Origin of the sequence: Pseudaquabacterium pictum (assembly GCF_005403045.1) — a bacterium.
Taxonomy (GTDB): domain Bacteria; phylum Pseudomonadota; class Gammaproteobacteria; order Burkholderiales; family Burkholderiaceae_C; genus Pseudaquabacterium; species Pseudaquabacterium pictum.
In genome coordinates, this window is sequence record NZ_BJCL01000013.1 from 44,238 (window position 1) to 61,690 (window position 17,453).

General features: G+C 70.9%; 19 protein-coding genes. 11 read left to right on the top strand and 8 right to left on the bottom strand.

The window, feature by feature from the left end:
* Window positions 1-7 precede the first annotated feature (7 nt).
* Both FFT10_RS20670 and FFT10_RS20675 read left to right on the top strand, forming a co-directional pair.
* Window positions 8-1,525, top strand: a complete 1,518-nt coding sequence (locus tag FFT10_RS20670) for a serine/threonine protein kinase (protein ID WP_137734769.1) — start codon at window positions 8-10, stop codon at window positions 1,523-1,525.
* Window positions 1,512-1,859: a YkgJ family cysteine cluster protein gene (locus FFT10_RS20675; protein WP_137734770.1), complete on the top strand. Its 348-nt coding sequence runs from the start codon at window positions 1,512-1,514 to the stop codon at window positions 1,857-1,859. The genes FFT10_RS20670 and FFT10_RS20675 overlap by 14 nt, the downstream gene beginning before the upstream one ends.
* 3 nt (window positions 1,860-1,862) lie before the next feature.
* On the opposite strand, the gene FFT10_RS20680 is transcribed toward FFT10_RS20675, so the two are convergent.
* From FFT10_RS20680 to FFT10_RS20690, 3 genes are read right to left on the bottom strand one after another with little or no spacing between them, the layout of a single operon-like run.
* Window positions 1,863-2,588, bottom strand: a complete 726-nt coding sequence (locus FFT10_RS20680; protein ID WP_137734771.1) for a response regulator — start codon at window positions 2,586-2,588, stop codon at window positions 1,863-1,865.
* A gap of 37 nt (window positions 2,589-2,625) precedes the next feature.
* A complete protein-coding gene (locus FFT10_RS20685) occupies window positions 2,626-3,099 on the bottom strand; it encodes a MaoC family dehydratase (RefSeq protein WP_137734772.1) in 474 nt (157 codons plus the stop codon).
* On the bottom strand, window positions 3,096-3,725 hold the full coding sequence (locus FFT10_RS20690) for a ParA family protein (RefSeq protein ID WP_137734773.1): 630 nt from the start codon (window positions 3,723-3,725) through the stop codon (window positions 3,096-3,098). Before FFT10_RS20690 ends, FFT10_RS20685 begins: the two co-directional genes overlap by 4 nt.
* Before the next feature lie 103 nt (window positions 3,726-3,828).
* Here FFT10_RS20690 and kefF point away from each other — a divergent pair, with 103 nt between their 5' ends.
* The 4 genes from kefF (at window position 3,829) to FFT10_RS20710 (ending at window position 7,855) form a co-directional block, all read left to right on the top strand.
* The gene (kefF, locus tag FFT10_RS20695) at window positions 3,829-4,425 is read left to right on the top strand and encodes a glutathione-regulated potassium-efflux system oxidoreductase KefF (RefSeq protein WP_137734774.1); all 597 of its coding nucleotides are present in this window, start codon (window positions 3,829-3,831) and stop codon (window positions 4,423-4,425) included.
* Between the two features lie 113 nt (window positions 4,426-4,538).
* On the top strand, window positions 4,539-6,419 hold the full coding sequence (gene kefC, locus FFT10_RS20700) for a glutathione-regulated potassium-efflux system protein KefC (protein WP_137734775.1): 1,881 nt from the start codon (window positions 4,539-4,541) through the stop codon (window positions 6,417-6,419).
* A gap of 81 nt (window positions 6,420-6,500) precedes the next feature.
* On the top strand, window positions 6,501-7,394 hold the full coding sequence (locus FFT10_RS20705) for a DUF3034 family protein (protein ID WP_228027212.1): 894 nt from the start codon (window positions 6,501-6,503) through the stop codon (window positions 7,392-7,394).
* Window positions 7,391-7,855 (top strand): group I truncated hemoglobin, encoded by a 465-nt coding sequence (locus FFT10_RS20710; protein WP_137734777.1) that lies wholly within the window; start codon window positions 7,391-7,393, stop codon window positions 7,853-7,855. Before FFT10_RS20705 ends, FFT10_RS20710 begins: the two co-directional genes overlap by 4 nt.
* A gap of 5 nt (window positions 7,856-7,860) precedes the next feature.
* Here FFT10_RS20710 and FFT10_RS20715 read toward each other — a convergent pair whose 3' ends face one another.
* Window positions 7,861-8,436: a malonic semialdehyde reductase gene (locus FFT10_RS20715; RefSeq protein WP_137734778.1), complete on the bottom strand. Its 576-nt coding sequence runs from the start codon at window positions 8,434-8,436 to the stop codon at window positions 7,861-7,863.
* 46 nt (window positions 8,437-8,482) lie between these two features.
* On the opposite strand from FFT10_RS20715, the gene FFT10_RS20720 reads away from it, so the two are divergent.
* The gene (locus FFT10_RS20720) at window positions 8,483-8,914 is read left to right on the top strand and encodes a DUF1841 family protein (protein ID WP_137734779.1); all 432 of its coding nucleotides are present in this window, start codon (window positions 8,483-8,485) and stop codon (window positions 8,912-8,914) included.
* A 3-nt stretch (window positions 8,915-8,917) separates the two neighbouring features.
* Here the strand turns inward: FFT10_RS20720 and FFT10_RS20725 are convergent, their stop codons facing one another.
* Window positions 8,918-9,109 carry a heavy-metal-associated domain-containing protein gene (locus FFT10_RS20725; protein ID WP_137734780.1) on the bottom strand — a complete coding sequence of 64 codons (192 nt, stop codon included), beginning with the start codon at window positions 9,107-9,109 and terminating at the stop codon, window positions 8,918-8,920.
* Window positions 9,110-9,169: 60 nt separating this feature from the next.
* Here FFT10_RS20725 and FFT10_RS20730 point away from each other — a divergent pair, with 60 nt between their 5' ends.
* On the top strand, window positions 9,170-11,605 hold the full coding sequence (locus FFT10_RS20730; protein WP_137734781.1) for a heavy metal translocating P-type ATPase: 2,436 nt from the start codon (window positions 9,170-9,172) through the stop codon (window positions 11,603-11,605).
* Between the two features lie 6 nt (window positions 11,606-11,611).
* Here the strand turns inward: FFT10_RS20730 and FFT10_RS20735 are convergent, their stop codons facing one another.
* A complete protein-coding gene (locus tag FFT10_RS20735; protein WP_194150906.1) occupies window positions 11,612-12,931 on the bottom strand; it encodes a cyclic di-GMP phosphodiesterase in 1,320 nt (439 codons plus the stop codon).
* A gap of 108 nt (window positions 12,932-13,039) precedes the next feature.
* The gene (locus tag FFT10_RS20740; protein ID WP_137734783.1) at window positions 13,040-13,732 is read right to left on the bottom strand and encodes a c-type cytochrome; all 693 of its coding nucleotides are present in this window, start codon (window positions 13,730-13,732) and stop codon (window positions 13,040-13,042) included.
* A 210-nt stretch (window positions 13,733-13,942) separates the two neighbouring features.
* On the opposite strand from FFT10_RS20740, the gene FFT10_RS20745 reads away from it, so the two are divergent.
* From FFT10_RS20745 to FFT10_RS20755, 3 genes are read left to right on the top strand one after another with little or no spacing between them, the layout of a single operon-like run.
* Window positions 13,943-14,797 carry an AAA family ATPase gene (locus tag FFT10_RS20745; protein WP_137734784.1) on the top strand — a complete coding sequence of 285 codons (855 nt, stop codon included), beginning with the start codon at window positions 13,943-13,945 and terminating at the stop codon, window positions 14,795-14,797.
* Window positions 14,798-14,801: 4 nt separating this feature from the next.
* Complete coding sequence (locus FFT10_RS20750; RefSeq protein WP_137734785.1) at window positions 14,802-15,035, top strand: hypothetical protein; 234 nt, start codon at window positions 14,802-14,804, stop codon at window positions 15,033-15,035.
* 13 nt (window positions 15,036-15,048) lie between these two features.
* A complete protein-coding gene (locus FFT10_RS20755; protein ID WP_137734786.1) occupies window positions 15,049-15,651 on the top strand; it encodes a GNAT family N-acetyltransferase in 603 nt (200 codons plus the stop codon).
* 9 nt (window positions 15,652-15,660) lie between these two features.
* On the opposite strand, the gene FFT10_RS20760 is transcribed toward FFT10_RS20755, so the two are convergent.
* Complete coding sequence (locus FFT10_RS20760; protein WP_137734787.1) at window positions 15,661-17,448, bottom strand: flavin-containing monooxygenase; 1,788 nt, start codon at window positions 17,446-17,448, stop codon at window positions 15,661-15,663.
* Window positions 17,449-17,453 lie beyond the last annotated feature (5 nt).

A 17,453-nucleotide genomic window follows, 5' to 3' on the forward strand; every position in this document is an offset into this window, starting at 1 on the left:
GCGCGCCATGGATTCCAAGCTCTACAGCCCCAGCCTGGGCTATGCCGGCTCGGGCGGTGACAACCCGGTCAGCGCGCTGAAGCCCGGGTCCATCGTCGACCGCTTCGAGCTGCTGGAGAAGCTGCACGTGGGCGGCATGGCCCACATCTGGCGGGTGCAGGAGGTCAACCACCAGGGTGATTCGCGCCTGCCGCTGATCATGAAGGTGCCGCGCATCAAGGGCGGCGAGGACCCGGCCACCATCGTCGGCTTCGAGGTCGAGATGATGATCCTGCCGATGCTGCGGGGCCGCCATGTGCCGCAGTTCATCGCCAAGGGCGACTTCACGCGCCAGCCCTACATCGTGATGGAGCGCATCGAGGGCCACAGCCTGCGGCCCCGGCTGGACGATGCGCCGCTGGCCATCGACGAGGTGATCGAGATCGGCTCGCGCGTGGCCACCGCCGTGCACGAGCTGCACCGCCAGAACCTGGTGCATCTGGACATCAAGCCCAGCAACATCATGTTCCGCGGCGACGGCACGGCCGTGCTGGTGGACTTCGGCCTGTCGCGCCACGACCACCTGCCCGACCTGCTGGACGAGGAGTTCACCCTGCCGATGGGCACCGGGCCCTACATGTCGCCCGAGCAGGTGCAGTTCGTGCGCAACGACCCGCGCAGCGACCTGTTCGCGCTGGGCGTGATGCTCTACCACTTCACCACCGGCGAGCGGCCGTTCGGCGCGCCCGACAGCGTGCGCGGCCTGCGGCGGCGGCTCTACATCGACCCGGTGCCGCCGCGCAGCCTGCGGCCCGACTGCCCGCCCTGGCTGCAGGAGGTGATCCTGCACTGCCTGGAGGTGCAGCCCGAGCGCCGCTACCAGACTGCCGCCCAGCTGGCGCTGGACTTGCAGGACCCGGGCCAGGTGGCGCTGACCCGGCGCGCCGAGAAGACCCAGAAGAGCGGCGCCATCAAGACCTTCAAGCGCTGGTTCTTCGCCCTCGGTGCCGAGCCGGCGCATGAGCGGGTGAAGGTGGCCGAGCAGCTGGAGCGCAGCCCGATCATCCTGGCCGCGGTCGACATCGACCATGCCACCACCGCCCTGCTGCAGCAGCTGCGCGAGACGGTGCGCCGCATCGTGCTGACCGAGCCGGGCGCGCGCCTGGCCTGCGTCAGTGTGATGAAGATCGCCCGCATCGGCGTCGATGACCTGGTCGACGCCGATGGCCGCAGCCGCCACGTCAAGCAGCTGGTGGCGCTGAAGCACTGGGCGCGGCCGATCAGCAAGGCGCTGAACCTGGACGAAGGCCGGCTGACCTTCCATGTGCTGGAGGCGCCCGACGTGGCCGACGCGCTGCTGGAGTTTTCGCAGCGCAATCAGGTCGACCACATCGTGATGGGCGCGCGGGCCAGCTCGTCGCTGCGGCGGCTGCTGGGCAGCGTGTCGTCCCAGGTGGTGGCCCAGGCCGACCGCACCGTGACCGTGGTGCGCGCCCCGGCGGCCAGCGATGCCGCCCCCCCCACGCCGACCGATGGCAGCCGCTGACCCCGCCGACAACCCCTGCACCCGCTGCGGCGCCTGCTGCGCAGGCTTCCGGGTGGACTTCGATGCCGACGAGCTGCAGAGCAACGGCGGCTGCGTGCCCGACGGCCTGGCGCTGCCGTTGACCGGCCGGCTGTGGCGCCTGCGCGGCACCGACCACGCCCGCCCGCGCTGCACCGCGCTGCAGGGCACCATCGGCGAGGCGGTGCGCTGCGGCATCCATGAATGGCGGCCGTCGCCCTGCCGTGAATTCGGCGCGCGCGCGCCGTTCGGCCAGGGCGACCCCGCCTGCGCCCAGGCGCGCCGGCGCCACGGCCTGCCGCCGCTGCCGATGTGAAGGTCAGCGGGTTCCTGGTTGCTGCGCCATGCGGCTGACCACCAGCACCGCCTGGGTGCGTGAGGCGACGCCCAGCGCCCGCAACACCGCGGCCACATGGTCCTTCACCGTGTCGACCGAGACACTCAGCTCGCGGGCGATCAGCTTGTTGGGCAGGCCCTTGAGCAGCAGGCTCAGCACATCGGTCTGGCGCGGTGTCAGGCCCAGCGTGGCCATGCTCAGCCGCGGCTGGTCTGCCAGCGTGGGCGGCGGTGCCGACGGATCGGGCATGGGCTGCAGCACGGTGGCGCCGGCCGGCGACGGCGGGGCGGGCGGCGCCTGCAGCTGCATCAGGCCCAGCAGGGCCTGCGGGATGTAGACGCCACCGGTCAGCACCAGCGCCAGGGCGGCATGCAGTTCGCCGATCGGCGTGCGCTTGGGCACGAAGGCCATCGCCCCCAGATCGACCGCCCGCACCATGTCGGCCAGCTGGTCGTTGGCCGCCATCACCACCACCGGCAGCGCCGGGTGGCGCTGGCGCAGGTCGGCCAGCAGGGCAAAGCCGTCCACGCCTTCGGCCAGCTGCGGGTCGAGCAGCACCAGGTCGGTGTCGGGCTCGCGGTCCAGCAGGTCGAAGGTCTGGTCCGGGCCGTCGGCGGTGCGCACCTGCACGCTGGCATCGAGCTTGTGGATGATGTCGGTCAGCGCGCTCAGCACCAGCGGATGGTCGTCGATCAACAGCACTTTCATTGGTCAACTCTCCGGAACAGCAGGCGGGCGCGGTGGTTCAGGTGAATCGGCGCGAGACGGCCTCGGCCACGCACACCGGCTTGGTGGCGCCTTCACGCTCGATGGTGACCTCGGTGGTCATCTGCGCGCCGCCGTCGATCGGCGTGTACTCCTTCAACGTGATGACCGCCCGCACCCGGCTGCCGGCCGGCACCGGGCCGGTGAAGCGCACGCGGTTCAGGCCGTAGTTGATGCTCATCTTGACGTCATCGATGACCATCGCGGTGGCCGTCAGCTCGGGCAGCAGCGACAAGGTGAGAAAGCCATGGGCGATCGGCGCGCCATAGGGGCCGGCCTTGGCCCGCTCCACATCGACGTGGATCCACTGGTGGTCGCCGGTGGCCTCGGCGAACAGGTTGATGCGCTGCTGGTCGACCAGCACCCAGGGGCTGGTGGCCAGCTGCTGGCCCACCAGCGCCTGCATGGCGGTCAGGTGGGGGAAGTGCACGCGGGTGTCGGTGGTGTCTGTCATGCTTTGAGCCAGGTGGTGAGGGGCAGCCATTGCTGCAGGTCACGCTCGACGCGGCCGGGGGCCACGTCGAACAGGGTCAGGCCGCGGGCGGCCAGGTGGGCGTAGTTCTGCGTGTCGCGCAGGTGGGTGACGGGGATGTTCAGCGGCGCGGGTGCCACCGCATCCAGGAATTCATGCAGGTGCTGGGTGGCGTGGGTGTGCTCCTTCACCCGCATGGCCACCAGGCCCACCGCGGCGCGGCCAGCGCGCTTGTGGCCGGCCAGCTGCTGCAGGAAGGCATGGGTGGCGGCCAGGTCGAAGGGGCTGGGCTGCAGCGGCACGACGATGCGGTCGGCGATCTTCAGCACCAGGTCCAGCCGCTTGCCGTGCAGGCCGGCGGGGGTGTCGAGCACCAGGTGGGTGCAGCCCTTGGGCGCCCGAAGCGTGCTGCCGTCGACCAGGTCCAGCGCGCGGATGGCCGGCAGCGCCGGCGGGCGCAGCGCCAGCCACTGGCGGGCGCTCTGCTGGCGGTCGAGGTCGCCCAGCGCCACCGCATGGCCCTGGCGGGCCAGCCAACCAGCCAGGTTGGTGGCCAGCGTGCTCTTGCCTGCGCCACCCTTGGGGTTGGCCACCACGAACACCGGCATGCGTTGCCCTCCCCGGCTGTGCACTGTCGAACACTGGAATGCTGCTATGTTAAGAGCGCCGCCCGGCCCGCCGACTAGAACGAACCCCCGCCACCGCCCCACCATGTCCAGACCGCCCCTGATCCTGCTGGCCCATCCGCAGCGCGCCCATTCGCGCATCAATGCCGAGATGGCCCAGGCCGCGCAGGCTGCGGGCTTCAACGTGCGCGACCTGTACGCGCTGTACCCCGACTACCTGATCGACGTGCCCGCCGAGCAGTCCGCGCTGGCAGCAGCCGACCTGGTGGTGTGGCTGCACCCGATCCACTGGTACGGCATGCCACCGCTGATGAAGCTGTGGCTGGACGAGGTGTTCAGCTTCGGCTGGGCCTACGGCCCAGGCGGCCAGGCGCTGCAGGGCAAGCACCTGTGGCTGGCCACGACCACCGGCGGGCCGGAAAGCTCGTACGCCCCGGGCGGCTACAACCGGCACTTCTTCGACGCCTTCCTGCCACCCTACGAGCAGACCGCGGCGCTGGCCGGCATGCAGTTCCTGCCGCCCTTGGTGCTGCACGGCGCCCACCGCGCGCCGGCCGACGCGGTGCAGGCCCACGTGGATGTGTGGGTGCAGCGTCTGCAGACCTGGCCGGACTGGCCCGAGCTGGCCGACATCGACACCCCGTTGTGCGAGGTGCCGGCCGACGCCCGGCCACAGGAATGACCCAACCCCGAAGCGCCTTCGGCGCTCCCCCTCAAGGGGGCGCCCCCAGCGGCCCGGCAGAGCCGGTTCCGCGGTGGCCGCTTGGCCATCGCGTCGCACATTGAAGAACCGACATGGAACACAGCTCTTGGATCTCCACCAGCCTGGTGTACCTGGCCGCTGCGGTGCTGGCGGTGCCGCTGGCGCGGCTGCTGGGCCTGGGCGCGATCATCGGCTACCTGGGCGCGGGCATCGTCATCGGGCCCTGGGGGCTGAAGCTGGTCAGCGACCCGGCGGCGATCCTGCACTTCGCCGAGTTCGGCGTGGTGCTGATGCTGTTCCTGGTCGGGCTGGAGCTGGAGCCGCGCCGCCTGTGGGCGATGCGCCGGCCGATCTTCGGCGGCGGCAGCGTGCAGCTGCTGGGCTCGGCCGCGCTGATGGGCGGCGTGGCGCTGGCGCTGGGTGTGGACTGGCGGCTGGCGCTGGTGGCCGGCCTCGGGCTGGGCATGTCGTCCACCGCCATCGGCCTGGGCGCGCTGGCTGAGCGCAACCTGATGGGCACCCGCTCGGGCCAGGGCGTGCTGTCAGTGGCGCTGCTGCAGGACATCGCCGCCATCCCCATCCTGGCGCTGGTGCCGCTGCTGGCGGTTGTTGGGCAGGTCGCCGGTGCCGCCCAGGCAGCCGACAGCGGCAGCGGCTGGCTGGCCGCGGGCAAGGCGCTGGGCGTGATCGCCGCCATCGTGCTGGGCGGGCGGCTGCTCTTGCGCCCGGCGCTGCGCTGGATCGCCCGCAGCGACACGCCCGAGATCTTCACCGCCGCCGCCCTGCTGCTGGTGGTGGCCACCGCAGCGCTGATGCAGAGCGTGGGCCTGAGCATGGCGCTGGGCGCCTTCCTGGCCGGCGTGCTGCTGGCCGAGAGCGAGTACCGGCGCGAGCTGGAGACCGACCTGGAACCGTTCAAGGGCCTGCTGCTGGGCCTGTTCTTCATCGCCGTGGGCATGAGCATCGACTTCGCGGTGGTGCTGGCCCACCCGCTGGTGATGGCCGCGGTGGTGCTGGGCTTTCTGCTGGTGAAGGCCGGCGTGCTGTGGGCCCTGGCCCGCTGGACGGAACTGCCACTGCTGGAGCGGCCGGTCTACCTGATCCTGCTGGCCCAGGGCGGCGAGTTCGGCTTCGTCGTGTTCCAGACAGCGCAGCAGGCGCGGGTCATCAGCGCCGAGCAGTCGTCCTTCCTGGTGGCGGCGGTGGCCGTCTCGATGCTGCTGACACCGCTGCTGTTGCTGCTGGCCGACCGCTGGTGGGTGCCGCGCCTGGCGCTGCGCGAGGCGCGCACCGGCGCGCCCCGGCCGGCCGAGATCAGCGAGCCACAAGCCGCACCGGTGATCATTGCCGGCTTCGGGCGCTACGGGCAGATCGTCGGCCGGCTGCTCAACGCCAGCGGGCTGAGCGCCACGGTGCTGGACCACAACGCCGAACAGGTGGAAACCGTGCGGCGCTTCGGCTGGCCGGTGTTCTATGGCGACGCCACACGGCTCGACCTGCTGCGCACCGCCGGCGCCGCCCAGGCCCGGGTGCTGGTGCTGGCCATCGACGATGTGGAGCAGAGCCTGACCGTAGCGGAGCTGGCGCGCGAACACTTTCCGCAGCTGCAGATCGTGGCCCGGGCCCGCAACGTCACCCACTACTACCGGCTGCGCAAGCTGGGCGTCACGCTGATCGAACGCGAGATGCTGGACGCCTCGCTGATGAGCGGGCGCCAGGTGCTGCAGCTGATGGGCTGGCAGCCGCACGAGGCGCGCAACCAGGCGCTGCGCTTCCGCGCCCACACCATCGAGCTGATCGAGCAGATGGCGCCGCACCTGGGCGACGAGCAGAAGCTGATCGCCCTGGCCAAGCAGGGCCGCCAGCAGCTGGAGACCATGTGGGCGCAGGAGCGCCAGCAGCAGACGGCGCGCCGCAACCGCCAGGGCTGGCAGGGCGAGAGCGATCCGCGCCCGGACGGCCGACTCGACTGATTCCCGTCAAGTCGCGGCGGGAACGGCCGAAATCCGAGCATGACCTGGTTTGCATCACCCTGCCCTGCCCGGCGCCCGCGCGTGCCGCGGCAACTGATCTGGCTGACCGCCCTGCTGGCTGCCCTGGCACCAGCCCTGGCGCCCGCTGCTGGTGACAAGCTGCTGCTCACCGGCGGCGTCAGCAGCATCGACGGCGCCGCCGGCGGCGGCCTGACGCCCTGGGCGGTGACCGGCAGCTACGCCAGCAGCGGCCAGTGGGGCGCCACCGCCTTCAGCACCACCGTGGTCACCCAGGACCACCGGCTGCAGGAAGCCGGCGCGGCCGTGGCCTGGAACGACCGGCTGGAGCTGTCGCTGGCGCAGCAGGACTTCGACACCGGCGCCACCGGCACCGCCCTGGGCCTGCCCGGCCTGCGGCTGCGCCAGGCCATCCTGGGCGTCAAGTGGCGGTTTGCCGGCGATGCCATCCTCGACAGCGACCGCCTGATGCCTGCACTGGCCGTTGGCCTGCAGGCGCGGCACCTGGATGCCGGCGGCCTGGCACCCACGCTGGCCGCGCTCGGCGCGCGCCGCCAAGGCGTCGACGTCTACATCAGCGCCACCAAGCTGCTGCTGGGCCCCGGCGTGCTGCTCAACGGCACGCTGCGCGCCACCCGGGCCAACCAGAACGGGCTGCTCGGCTTTGGCGGCAGCGGCAAGACAGCCTACAAGCTGATGCCCGAGCTGAGCCTGGCCTGGCTGCTGCGGCGCGACCTGGCCGTGGGTGCCGAATGGCGCCGCAAGCCCGACAACCTGAACCCCAGCATCCTGGGCGCCGGCCTGCGCGAGGACGACTGGGCCGATGTCTTCATCGCCTGGGCGCCCAGCAAGCGGGTGTCGGTGACGGCCGCCTGGGTGGACCTGGGGCCGATCGTGCCTGCCGTGCATCCGCGGCGCCAGACCGGCGCCTACCTGTCTGTGCAGGTGGCGCTGTGAGGGCCGGCCACCGCACCCTGCTGGCCGCCGCCCTGGCCGCCCAGCTGTGGCTGGCCGCGCCGGCGGCTGCCCAGTTGGTGGAGGCCCCGCCCACCGGGCCGGCCGAGGCCGCGCTGTTCCAGGCGCTGGGCCAGCGCGACGGGCTGGGCCAGCTGGCCGACGTGTTCGTCGACCGGCTGATCGCCGATCCGCGCATCGGCCACCACTTCAAGGGCATCCGCCCGGCGCACCTGAAGAAGCAGATCCCCGACTTCTTCTGCCTGGTGCTGGGCGGCGGCTGCGCCTACGAGGGCGACACCATGAAGCGCTCGCATGCCGACCTGAAGATCGACCGTGCCGAATTCCTGCGCGTGGTGGAGCTGCTGCAGGACAGCATGGACGAACGCGGCATCTCGTTCGCGGTGCAGAACCAGTTCCTGGCGCGGCTGGCGCCGATGCACCGCGACATCATCACCCGCTGACCGGCTCAGACCAGCTGGCAGGCCTCCTCGAAGGCCAGGCGCGGGTTGCGCGGGAACAGCTTGGACGCATCGCCCTGGCCGAGGGTGCAGATGAAGTTGGTCTTGACCGCCGTGCCGGCCCAGAAGGCAGCGTCCAGCTTGGCCGCGTCGAAGCCGCTCATCGGGCCGCAATCCAGGCCCAGCGCACGCGCCGCCAGGATCAGGTAACCGCCCTGCAGGCTGCTGTTGCGGAAGGCCGATTCCTGGATGGCCGCGGGCTTGCCGGCGAACCAGGCGCGCGCATCGGCATGCGGAAACAGCTGTGGCAGCTTCTCATGGAATTCCAGGTCCATGCCGACGATCACCGTCACCGGCGCCTGGGTGACCTTGGCCGCGTTGCCGGCCGACACGCAGCCCAGCAGCCGGGCCTTGGCCTCGGCCGAGCGCACGAACTGGAAGCGCGCCGGGCAGCTGTTGGCCGCCGTCGGGCCGAACTTCAGCAGGTCGTAGAGCTGGCGCAGGGTGTCGTCGCTCACCGGCGTGGGCAGGTAGCCGTTCTGGGTGCGGGCGTCGGTGAAGAGTTGGGCGGTGGTCAGGGTCATGGGATCTCGGTGGAGCAAGCACAGCGCTTGGGCCGACAATTGTGGGATGTTCCAGCCCTCCCAGCACGATGTGCGCCGCTTCTTCTGCGACACCTGGCGCAAGCAGCAGCAAGGCCTGCCGCTGACCCCGATGGAGGCCATGGCCGCCGACTGGGTGACCGAGCACCCCGAGTACCACGCCGACCTGGCCGACGTGGATGCCGCGGTGGCCGCCAGCTACAGCGTCGAAGACGGCCGCACCAACCCGTTCCTGCACCTGGCCATGCACCTGAGCATTGCCGAGCAGTGCAGCATCGACCAGCCCACCGGCATCCGCCAGGCGGTGGCCCTGCTGGCCGCACGCCGCAATGCCCTGCACCAGGCCCACCACGAGGTGATGGAATGCCTGGGCGAGATGATCTGGTCCAGCCAGCGCAGCGGCCTGCCGCCCGATGGCCAGGCCTACATCGACGCGGTGCGCCGGCGGGCGACGTCCTGAGGTTCAGGCCGGCGCGTAACCCTCTTCGGTCAGCGCCGCGGTGAAGGCCGCGGCCGGCTGGGTGGACTCGATGCGCACCTGGTGCGAGGCCAGGTCGATCTGCAGCGTGGCCTGGCCGTCGACCTGCTTGACGGTCTCGGTGACGGTGCGCACGCAGTGGCCACAGGTCATGGTGGGGAGGGTGAGTTCGATCATGGTGGCTCCGGAGTGTGCTGGCGCAAAGTGCGATTCTGCGCCCGGGACTAGGATGCGCCGATGGCTGAACTCCTGACCCTGCAACTGCCCATCACCGGCATGACCTGCGCCAGCTGCGTGGCCCGGGTCGAGAAAGCCATCGCCAAGGTGCCGGGCGTGCAGCAGGCCAGCGTCAACGGGGCCACCGATTCGGCCCGGCTCGTGCTCGACGGTGCCAGCGCCGGCCCCACCGCCCAGGCGGTGGCCGCGGCCGTGGCCAAGGCCGGCTACGGCATCCCGACCGAGACGGTGCGCCTGCAGATCGACGGCATGACCTGCGCCAGCTGCGTGGGCCGGGTGGAGAAGGCGCTGGAAAGGGTGCCGGGCACCAGCGCCATCAGCGTCAACCTGGCCACCAATACCGCCCAGCTCCAGCGCCTGGCCGGCAGCGCCGACGATGCCAGCCTGCTGGCCGCGGTGGTGCGTGCCGGCTACGGCGCCAGCGTGGTGGCCGATGCCACGGCCGCGCCCGCAGCCCACCGCGGTGACGATGGCTGGCGCGTGGCCGCCGCCGCGGCGCTGTCGGCCCCGCTGGTGCTGCCGATGGTGGGCGATCTGATCGGCGCGCACTGGATGCTGCCGGCCTTCTGGCAGTGGCTGCTGGCCACGCCGGTGCTGTTCTACTTCGGCGCGCGCTTCTTCAAGGCCGGCTGGGCCGCGCTGCGCAACGGCGCAGGCAACATGGACCTGCTGGTGGCCACCGGCACCAGCGCCGCCTACGGCCTGAGCCTGGCGCTGTGGGCGCAGGACCCGGACGGCATGCCGCACCTGTACTTCGAGAGCGCCGCCGTGGTCATCACCCTGGTGCTGTTCGGCAAGTGGCTGGAAGCCCGCGCCAAGCGCCGCACCCTGGTGGCGCTGGACGGCCTGCGCGCGCTGCGGCCCGATGTGGCCCGCCTGCGCCGCGATGGCGCCGAAGTGACCGTGCCGCTGGCCCAGGTGCAGCCCGGCGACACCGTGCTGGTGCGCCCCGGCGAGCGCCTGCCCACCGACGGCATCGTGCTGGAAGGCCGCAGCCACCTCGACGAGAGCCTGCTCACCGGCGAGAGCCTGCCAGTGGCCCGCCAGCCCGGTGACCGGGTGACCGGCGGCGCCATCAACGGCGAAGGTCTGCTGGCGGTGCAGGCCACCACCGTGGGCGCGGCCAGCATGCTGTCGCAGATCATGCAGATGGTCGAATCGGCACAGGCGAAGAAGGCGCCGATCCAGCAGACCGTCGACAAGGTGGCCGCGGTCTTCGTGCCGGCAGTGTTCGCCGCGGCCGGCCTCACGCTGCTGGGCTGGGGGCTGTTCGGCGATGCGGGCTGGGCCACGGCGCTGATCCATGCGGTGTCGGTGCTGGTGATCGCCTGCCCCTGCGCGCTGGGCCTGGCCACGCCGGCCACGCTGATGGTGGGCACCGGCCTGGCGGCGCGCCACGGCATCCTGGTGCGCGATGCCCAGGCGTTGGAGCTGATGCGCGACGTGGCCGTGGTCGCCTTCGACAAGACCGGCACCCTCACCGAGGGCCGCCCCACGCTGGTGGAAGCCACTGCCACGGCCGCCCTGCCCGGCGGACGGGCAGAACTTCTGGCGCTGGCGGCGGCACTGCAGGCCGGCAGTGAGCATCCGCTGGCCCGCGCCGTGGTGCAGGCGGCGCAGGCCGAAGGCGTCACGCCCCGGCAGGCCGACACGCCGCGCGCGGTGGCCGGCCGCGGCATCGAGGGCCGGGTGGATGGGCGTCTGCTGCAGTTGGGCAGCAGCGTGTGGATGGCCGAGCTGGGCGTGTTGGATGCCGGCCTGCAGGCGCAGGCCCAGGCCTGGGCTGCCCAGGGCCGCAGCGTGGCCTGGCTGGCCGAGGCGGTGGCCGGCGCAGCGCCGCGTGCCCTCGGCCTGCTGGCCTTCGGCGACCATGCCAAGCCGGGCGCAGCCGCCGCGGTGGCCGCGCTCAAGCGTGAAGGCATCCGCGTGGTGCTGGTCAGCGGCGACAACCGGGGCGCGGCCGAGGCGCTGGCCCGCCAGATCGGCTTCACCGACATGGCCGATGTGCGCGCCGAGGTGCTGCCCGGCGACAAGGCCAAGGTCATCGCCGCACTGCGCAACGGCCTGGCGCCAGGGCAGCGGGTGGCGATGGTGGGTGACGGCGTCAACGACGCGCCCGCGCTGGCCGCCGCCGATGTGGGCCTGGCCATGGCGCACGCCGATGGCGGCGCCACCGACGTGGCGATGCAGACCGCCGGCCTGACCCTGCTGCGCGGCGACCCGCTGCTGGTGGTGCAGGCCTTGCAGCTGTCGCGCGCGATCACCCAGCGCATTCGCCAGAACCTGTTCTGGGCCTTCGCCTACAACGTGGTGGGCATCCCGCTGGCGGCCTTCGGCCTGCTGAGCCCGGTGGTCGCTGGTGCGGCGATGGCGCTGTCCTCGGTCAGCGTGGTCAGCAACGCACTGCTGCTGGGGCGCTTCAAGCCGCCCGGCTGAGGCGGCTCAGGTGCGGCCGCGGCGCGCCGCCTCGTCGCCGGCCCACAGCGTATCCAGCTGCGCAAACTTCCAGCGTCCGGCGGGCTCTCGGTCGGTGATCTTGTCGGGCGCACCCTGCGACAGGTCGAGCACCTGCGGACGGATCGGCAGCTGGCGGTCGAGGTCGAAGAACACCTTCACGATCGGCGTGGTCAGCGCGCTGGGATTCTGTTCCATCACCACGGCCAGCCGGCGCGAGGCCAGCCGCACCAGCGAGCCGTTGGGGTAGATGCCCAGGCTGCGCACGAAGTGGCGGAAGATGGTGTCGTCGAAGTGGCCCTTCCACGAGGCCATGCGCGCCATCGACTCGGCCGGATCCCAGCCGGCCTTGTAGGGCCGGTTGGAGGTGACGGCGTCGTAGACATCGCAGATGGCGCCCATGCGGGCAAAGGTGCTGATGCGATCGGCCGGCAGCTTGTGCGGGTAGCCGGTGCCGTCCATGCGTTCATGGTGGTGCAGGCAGACATCCATCGCCACCTCGCTGGCGCCGCGGGCCTCCTGCAGCATCTGCCAGCCACGCACGGGATGGGTGCGGATGACGTCGAACTCTGCATCGGTCAGTTTGGCCGGCTTGTTCAGGATGGTCAGCGGCATCGCTGCCTTGCCCAGATCATGCAGCAGGCCGGCCAGGCCGGCTTCGCGGCAATTGGCGTCGTCCATGCCCATCTGGTGGCCCAGCGCCACCATCAGCGCGCACACCGCCACCGAGTGCATGTAGGAGTAGTCGTCGGCCGTCTTCAGCCGCGCCAGGCTGACCAGTGCGCCCGGGTTGCGGAACACCGACTGGGTGATGTCGTCGACCAGCGGCCCGCAGCGCTCGGCCTCCAGCGCCTTGCCCAGCCGGGCTTCGGCAAACAGGCCGGTCACCACCTCGCGCGAGCGCTCGCACAGGCGGGCGGCCTCGCGGAGTTCCTCGTCCATGGCCACGCGGGCCGGGCGAGGCGCGGGTGCAGGTGCGGGTGCAGGCGTGGAAGCTGCGGCGGGCGGCGCCGGCGGCGGGCTGACGGTGGTCGGCACAGCGGGCGCCGCCGTTGCCGGGGCTGGCGGCGGCGGCAATGCAGCGCTGGCCGGTGGCGCACCATCGGTCTGCACGTCCAGACCGCGCTCGGGGTCGATCCAGCATTCACGCACCGGGCTGTCCAGCAGGCGCTGCAGGTCGCCCGGATCCTTCAGCACGAAGCGCGTCTTCCAGAACGGGTGGTCGAGCCAGTTGCCTTCCAGCGCGTGCAGGAACACACCCAGCCGCAGCTGGGACACCTGCACCTTCTTCAGTGACGACGCGCCCATGGATGGAGGGATTGTCCGTGCCGCCGTGTCGGGCATGCCTGCGAACAGGCATCAAAAAAGCCGCAGATTGCTGCGGCTTCTTGCTGGCGGGCGCAGGCAGCAGGCTGGTCAGCGGAAGCGGCTTTGCGGCACCACGCGCAGGTCGCCGGGCAACGAGGCCAGGTACTGCGCCATCTGCTTCAGTTCCTGGTTGGTGAAGGTCAGCTTCTTCTTGCCGTCAGCCTCTTGCACCACTTGCGCACGCATGGTGGCGTTGTTGCGGCCCAGGTGCGGGTTGCCGTCGGTGTGGTACGACTTGAGCGCCGAGTACAGGTAGTCGGCATGCTGCCCGGCCAAGCGCGGATAGGCGGGGTCGAGCGGGGCGCTGAAGTTGGCGCCATGGCAGGCCACGCAGGCGGCCATGCGGTCCTTCAGGTTGTCGGGCACCGGCTTGGCCAGCGCGGCGGGGGCGGGCGTGCCCACACCCTTGGCCTGCTGCTCGTAGAACGCGCCGAGGTCGGCCATGTCCTGCTCGGTCAGCGAGGCGGCGATGCCACGCATGGTGGGATGCTTGCGGTCGCCCTTCTGGTAGGCCACCAGTGAGGCGACGATGTACTTGGAACCCTGGCCCGCGATCATCGGCACCTTGTAGACCTCGGGGAAGGAGGACTGGTAGCCGACGATGCCGTGGCAGCCGATGCACATGGCGGCCTTGGCGGCACCCTTGGCCGCATCACCGGCAGCCGGGGCCTGGGCCTGCGCGGCGGTGCCGACACCGGCCAGGGCCAGCAGCAGGGGAAGCAGGGAAAACGCGTTGTTCATTGTCTGGCGGGCAGGATGGATCGCTGGTGGACGGGCCCAGGCAACGGACCCCGCCGCGCCTATACCCAGGGCCCCGGCGCCGCCTTGCTGGGCGTCAACCGGGTGACTTTTGATTATAGAGGCCACCCCTATACTGGCCTGACACCGCCGGGACCACCGGACCCGCTGCCCCTTCACCCCTTGCCTCGGCCCATGCCGGCCGCACCCGCCATGAAGTTCCAAGGATCGGACAACTACGTCGCCACGCAGGACCTGATGCTGGCCGTCAACGCCGCCATCACGCTCAAGCGCCCCCTGCTGGTGAAGGGCGAGCCCGGCACCGGCAAGACCATGCTGGCCGAGGAAGTGTCGGCCGCGCTGGGCCTGCCGCTGCTGCAGTGGCATGTGAAGAGCACCACCAAGGCCCAGCAGGGCCTGTACGAATACGACGCGGTGAGCCGCCTGCGCGACAGCCAGCTGGCCGATGATGAAAGCGTGCAGAAGGTGCGCAACATCAGCAACTACATCGTCAAGGGCGTGCTGTGGCAGGCCTTCACCAGCGAGACACCGGTGGCGCTGCTGATCGACGAGATCGACAAGGCCGACATCGAGTTCCCGAACGACCTGCTGCGCGAACTGGACCGCATGGAGTTCTACGTCTACGAGACGCGTGAACTGGTCAAGGCCAAGCACCGGCCGGTGGTGTTCATCACCAGCAACAACGAGAAGGAGCTGCCCGACGCCTTCCTGCGCCGCTGCTTCTTCCACTACATCAAGTTCCCCGATGCCGACACGATGAAGAGCATCGTCGACGTGCATTTCCCCGGCCTGAAGAAGGAGCTGCTGACCGCGGCGATGAAGACCTTCTACGACGTGCGCAACCTGCCGGGTCTCAAGAAGAAGCCCAGCACCAGCGAGCTGCTGGACTGGCTGAAGCTGCTGGTGGCCGAGGACATCCCGCTGGAAGCCCTGCAGAGCAAGGACGAGAAGGTGGCCGTGCCGCCGCTGGTGGGCGCGCTGCTGAAGAACGAACAGGACGTGACCCTGTTCGAGAAGCTGGTGTTCATGCAGCGCCACAACCGCTGAGGCCATGGCCGAGCCCGGTGCCAAGCAACTGCTGAGCGACGGCCTGGCCGACGCGCTGGGCTTCCTGGGTGGCGGCCTGGCCGGCTGGCAGCTGGGCCGCTGGCTGGGCGTGGACATCACCACCGCCAGTGGCGTCAATGCCCACACGCTGCTGGGCTGGGTGCTGCTGCTGGCCGGCCTGGGCGCCGGCAAGTGGGCCTCATTGCGCTGGCGTGCCCGGCGTTCGTCGCAACCCTGACCTGACCTGCGCCATGGCCCTGCCCCGCATCACCGAAACCGTCACCCTGCAGGGCCAGCATGTGCGGCTGGAGCCGCTGCGGCCCGACCACGGCCCGGCGCTGGCCGAGGCGGCCCGCGACGGCGAGTTGTGGAAGCTCTGGTACACCGCGATCCCCGCGCCCGAAGGCGTGGATGCCGAGATCCAGCGCCGCCTGGGCCTGCACGCGGCCGGCAGCATGCTGCCGTTTGCGGTGCTCGACGCCACCGGCACGCCGGTGGGCATGACCACCTACATGAACATCGACAACGCCCACCAGCGGGTCGAGATCGGCTCCACCTGGTATGCGGCGCGGGTGCAGCGCAGCCCGCTGAACACGGAAGCCAAGCGCCTGCTGCTGGCCCATGCCTTCGAGCAGCTGCAGTGCATCGCGGTCGAGTTCCGCACCCACCGCTTCAACCACCAGAGCCGCCGCGCCATCGAGCGCCTGGGCGCACAGCTGGACGGCATCCTGCGCAACCACCAGCGCGCCAGCAATGGCACGCTGCGCGACACCGTGGTCTACAGCATCACCGCCGATGAATGGCCGACGGTGCGCACCCATCTCGACTTCCAGCTCAGCCGCCCGCGCGGCTGATGCGGGCGTTCAGCTGAACGCCAACCCCTCGAACCGCCCGCTGCTGCGCCAGCCGGCCAGGTACTGGAAGTAGGCGCTGGGCCCGGCCGGATAGCCCACGGCCAGACGCGAGGCTGCTGTCGGCGCCTGGCCCTCGTTGTTGTAGTAGCCGGGCGTGCAGTCGGGCCCGCCGATCATCCGCCCCGGGCCGCTGAGCAGCAGCTGCACCCAGGCGTCCTGCGCGGCTTGCGTCACCTCCACACGCCGTTGGCCCCGGTCCAGCGCATGGCGCACGATGGTGGCGATGGTGCGGCCTGATTCGGTCAGGTTGTGCGGCACGTTGGAGATCAGGTTGGCGCCCTGGGTGGGCTGCACGAAGAAGGCATTCGGAAAGCCATGCACATGCACGCCGTGCAGGCTGCGCATGCCGTCGGCCCAGGCGTCCGACAGCTTCAGTCCATCACGCCCCACCAGGTCGAAGCCCGACCGCGCCGTGTAGGGCGTGCCGACCTCGAAGCCCGACGCATAGACGATGCAGTCCACCTCGTACTGCACGCCCGCCACCACCGGCCCGCGTGCGGTGATGCGCTCGACGCCGCGGCCGTCGGTGTCGACCAGATGGCAGTTCGGCTGGTTGAAGGCCTGCAGGTAGGCATCGTGGAAGCAGGGCCGCTTGCACAGCTGGCGGTACCAGGCCTTCAGCGCCTGGGCGGTGGCCGGGTCGTGCACCTCGGCATCCACCCGGGCGCGGATGGCGTTCATCTTCTCGTGGTCGGCCTCCTCGAAGGCCGCCAGCATCGATTGCGGCGTGCGCTGCTCGGGCGGCAGGCTGACCACCTTGGCACGGATGCGCCGGGCCAGTTCGGTCCAGCCGTCCTGCACCAGGTCCTCGCGGGCGTTGCCGCCGGCCTGGTTGGCGGTGAAGTTCTCCAGCCAGCGCTGCTGCCAGCCGGGCGTGGCGATGCTGGTGAACCAGTCGGGGTCGATCGGCCCGTTGTTGCGCACATCCACCGACGAGGGCGTGCGCTGGAACACATGCAGCGACCCGCAGGCCCGCGCCAAATGCGGCACGCACTGCACCGCGGTGGCGCCAGTGCCGATCAGCGCCACCCGCTTGTCGGCCAGCTTGTCCATCAGCGCACCGGACGGATCACCACCGGTGTAGGCATAGTCCCAGCGGCTGGTGTGGAAGGCATGGCCGGCAAAGCTGTCGATGCCAGGGATGCCCGGCAGCTTGGGCACATGCAGCGGCCCGGTGCCCAGGCCGATGAAGTCGGCCGTGAAGTCATCGCCGCGGTCGGTGCGGATGCGCCAGTGGGCGGCGGCCTCGTCCCAGCGCAGGTCCTGCACCTGGGTGTGGAACAGCGCCCGCTCCTGCAGGCCGTACTGCGTGCCGATGCGCTGGCACTGCGCCAGGATCTCGGGCGCGTGGGCGTACTTCTCGGTGGGCCGGTGGCCGGTTTCCTCCAGCAGCGGCAGGTAGACCATCGACGCGGTGTCGCACTGCGCGCCGGGGTAGCGGTTCCAGTACCAGGTGCCGCCGAAGCCACCGCCCTTCTCGAGGATGCAGACATCGTCCACGCCCGCTTCCACCAGCCGCGCGCCGGTCACCAGGCCAGCGAAGCCGCCGCCGATGAAGGCGAAGCGCACATGGCCGGTCTTGGGCGCCCGCTCGGTGCGCGGGGTGTAAGGATCGTCGGTGGGCAGGTGGCCGGCCAGCGGCAGGTATTGCGCATTGCCGTCGGGGCGCAGGCGCTTGTCGCGCTCGGCGCGGTAACGCGCCAGCAGCGCGGCCTTGTCGAGGGTGGTGTCTGCCATGGTGC

What these genes read in the sequence shown, in the direction of transcription:
- FFT10_RS20745 (WP_137734784.1), top strand. Translation starts at nt 13,943, where the DNA reads ATGAAGTTCCAAGGATCGGACAACTACGTCGCCACGCAGGACCTGATG.
- FFT10_RS20670 (WP_137734769.1), top strand. Translation starts at nt 8, where the DNA reads ATGGATTCCAAGCTCTACAGCCCCAGCCTGGGCTATGCCGGCTCGGGC.
- FFT10_RS20755 (WP_137734786.1), top strand. Translation starts at nt 15,049, where the DNA reads ATGGCCCTGCCCCGCATCACCGAAACCGTCACCCTGCAGGGCCAGCAT.
- FFT10_RS20750 (WP_137734785.1), top strand. Translation starts at nt 14,802, where the DNA reads ATGGCCGAGCCCGGTGCCAAGCAACTGCTGAGCGACGGCCTGGCCGAC.
- FFT10_RS20720 (WP_137734779.1), top strand. Translation starts at nt 8,483, where the DNA reads ATGTTCCAGCCCTCCCAGCACGATGTGCGCCGCTTCTTCTGCGACACC.
- FFT10_RS20675 (WP_137734770.1), top strand. Translation starts at nt 1,512, where the DNA reads ATGGCAGCCGCTGACCCCGCCGACAACCCCTGCACCCGCTGCGGCGCC.
- kefF (WP_137734774.1), top strand. Translation starts at nt 3,829, where the DNA reads ATGTCCAGACCGCCCCTGATCCTGCTGGCCCATCCGCAGCGCGCCCAT.
- FFT10_RS20735 (WP_194150906.1), bottom strand. Translation starts at nt 12,931, where the DNA reads ATGGGCGCGTCGTCACTGAAGAAGGTGCAGGTGTCCCAGCTGCGGCTG.
- FFT10_RS20685 (WP_137734772.1), bottom strand. Translation starts at nt 3,099, where the DNA reads ATGACAGACACCACCGACACCCGCGTGCACTTCCCCCACCTGACCGCC.
- FFT10_RS20740 (WP_137734783.1), bottom strand. Translation starts at nt 13,732, where the DNA reads ATGAACAACGCGTTTTCCCTGCTTCCCCTGCTGCTGGCCCTGGCCGGT.
- FFT10_RS20725 (WP_137734780.1), bottom strand. Translation starts at nt 9,109, where the DNA reads ATGATCGAACTCACCCTCCCCACCATGACCTGTGGCCACTGCGTGCGC.
- kefC (WP_137734775.1), top strand. Translation starts at nt 4,539, where the DNA reads ATGGAACACAGCTCTTGGATCTCCACCAGCCTGGTGTACCTGGCCGCT.
- FFT10_RS20680 (WP_137734771.1), bottom strand. Translation starts at nt 2,588, where the DNA reads ATGAAAGTGCTGTTGATCGACGACCATCCGCTGGTGCTGAGCGCGCTG.
- FFT10_RS20730 (WP_137734781.1), top strand. Translation starts at nt 9,170, where the DNA reads ATGGCTGAACTCCTGACCCTGCAACTGCCCATCACCGGCATGACCTGC.
- FFT10_RS20760 (WP_137734787.1), bottom strand. Translation starts at nt 17,448, where the DNA reads ATGGCAGACACCACCCTCGACAAGGCCGCGCTGCTGGCGCGTTACCGC.
- FFT10_RS20690 (WP_137734773.1), bottom strand. Translation starts at nt 3,725, where the DNA reads ATGCCGGTGTTCGTGGTGGCCAACCCCAAGGGTGGCGCAGGCAAGAGC.
- FFT10_RS20715 (WP_137734778.1), bottom strand. Translation starts at nt 8,436, where the DNA reads ATGACCCTGACCACCGCCCAACTCTTCACCGACGCCCGCACCCAGAAC.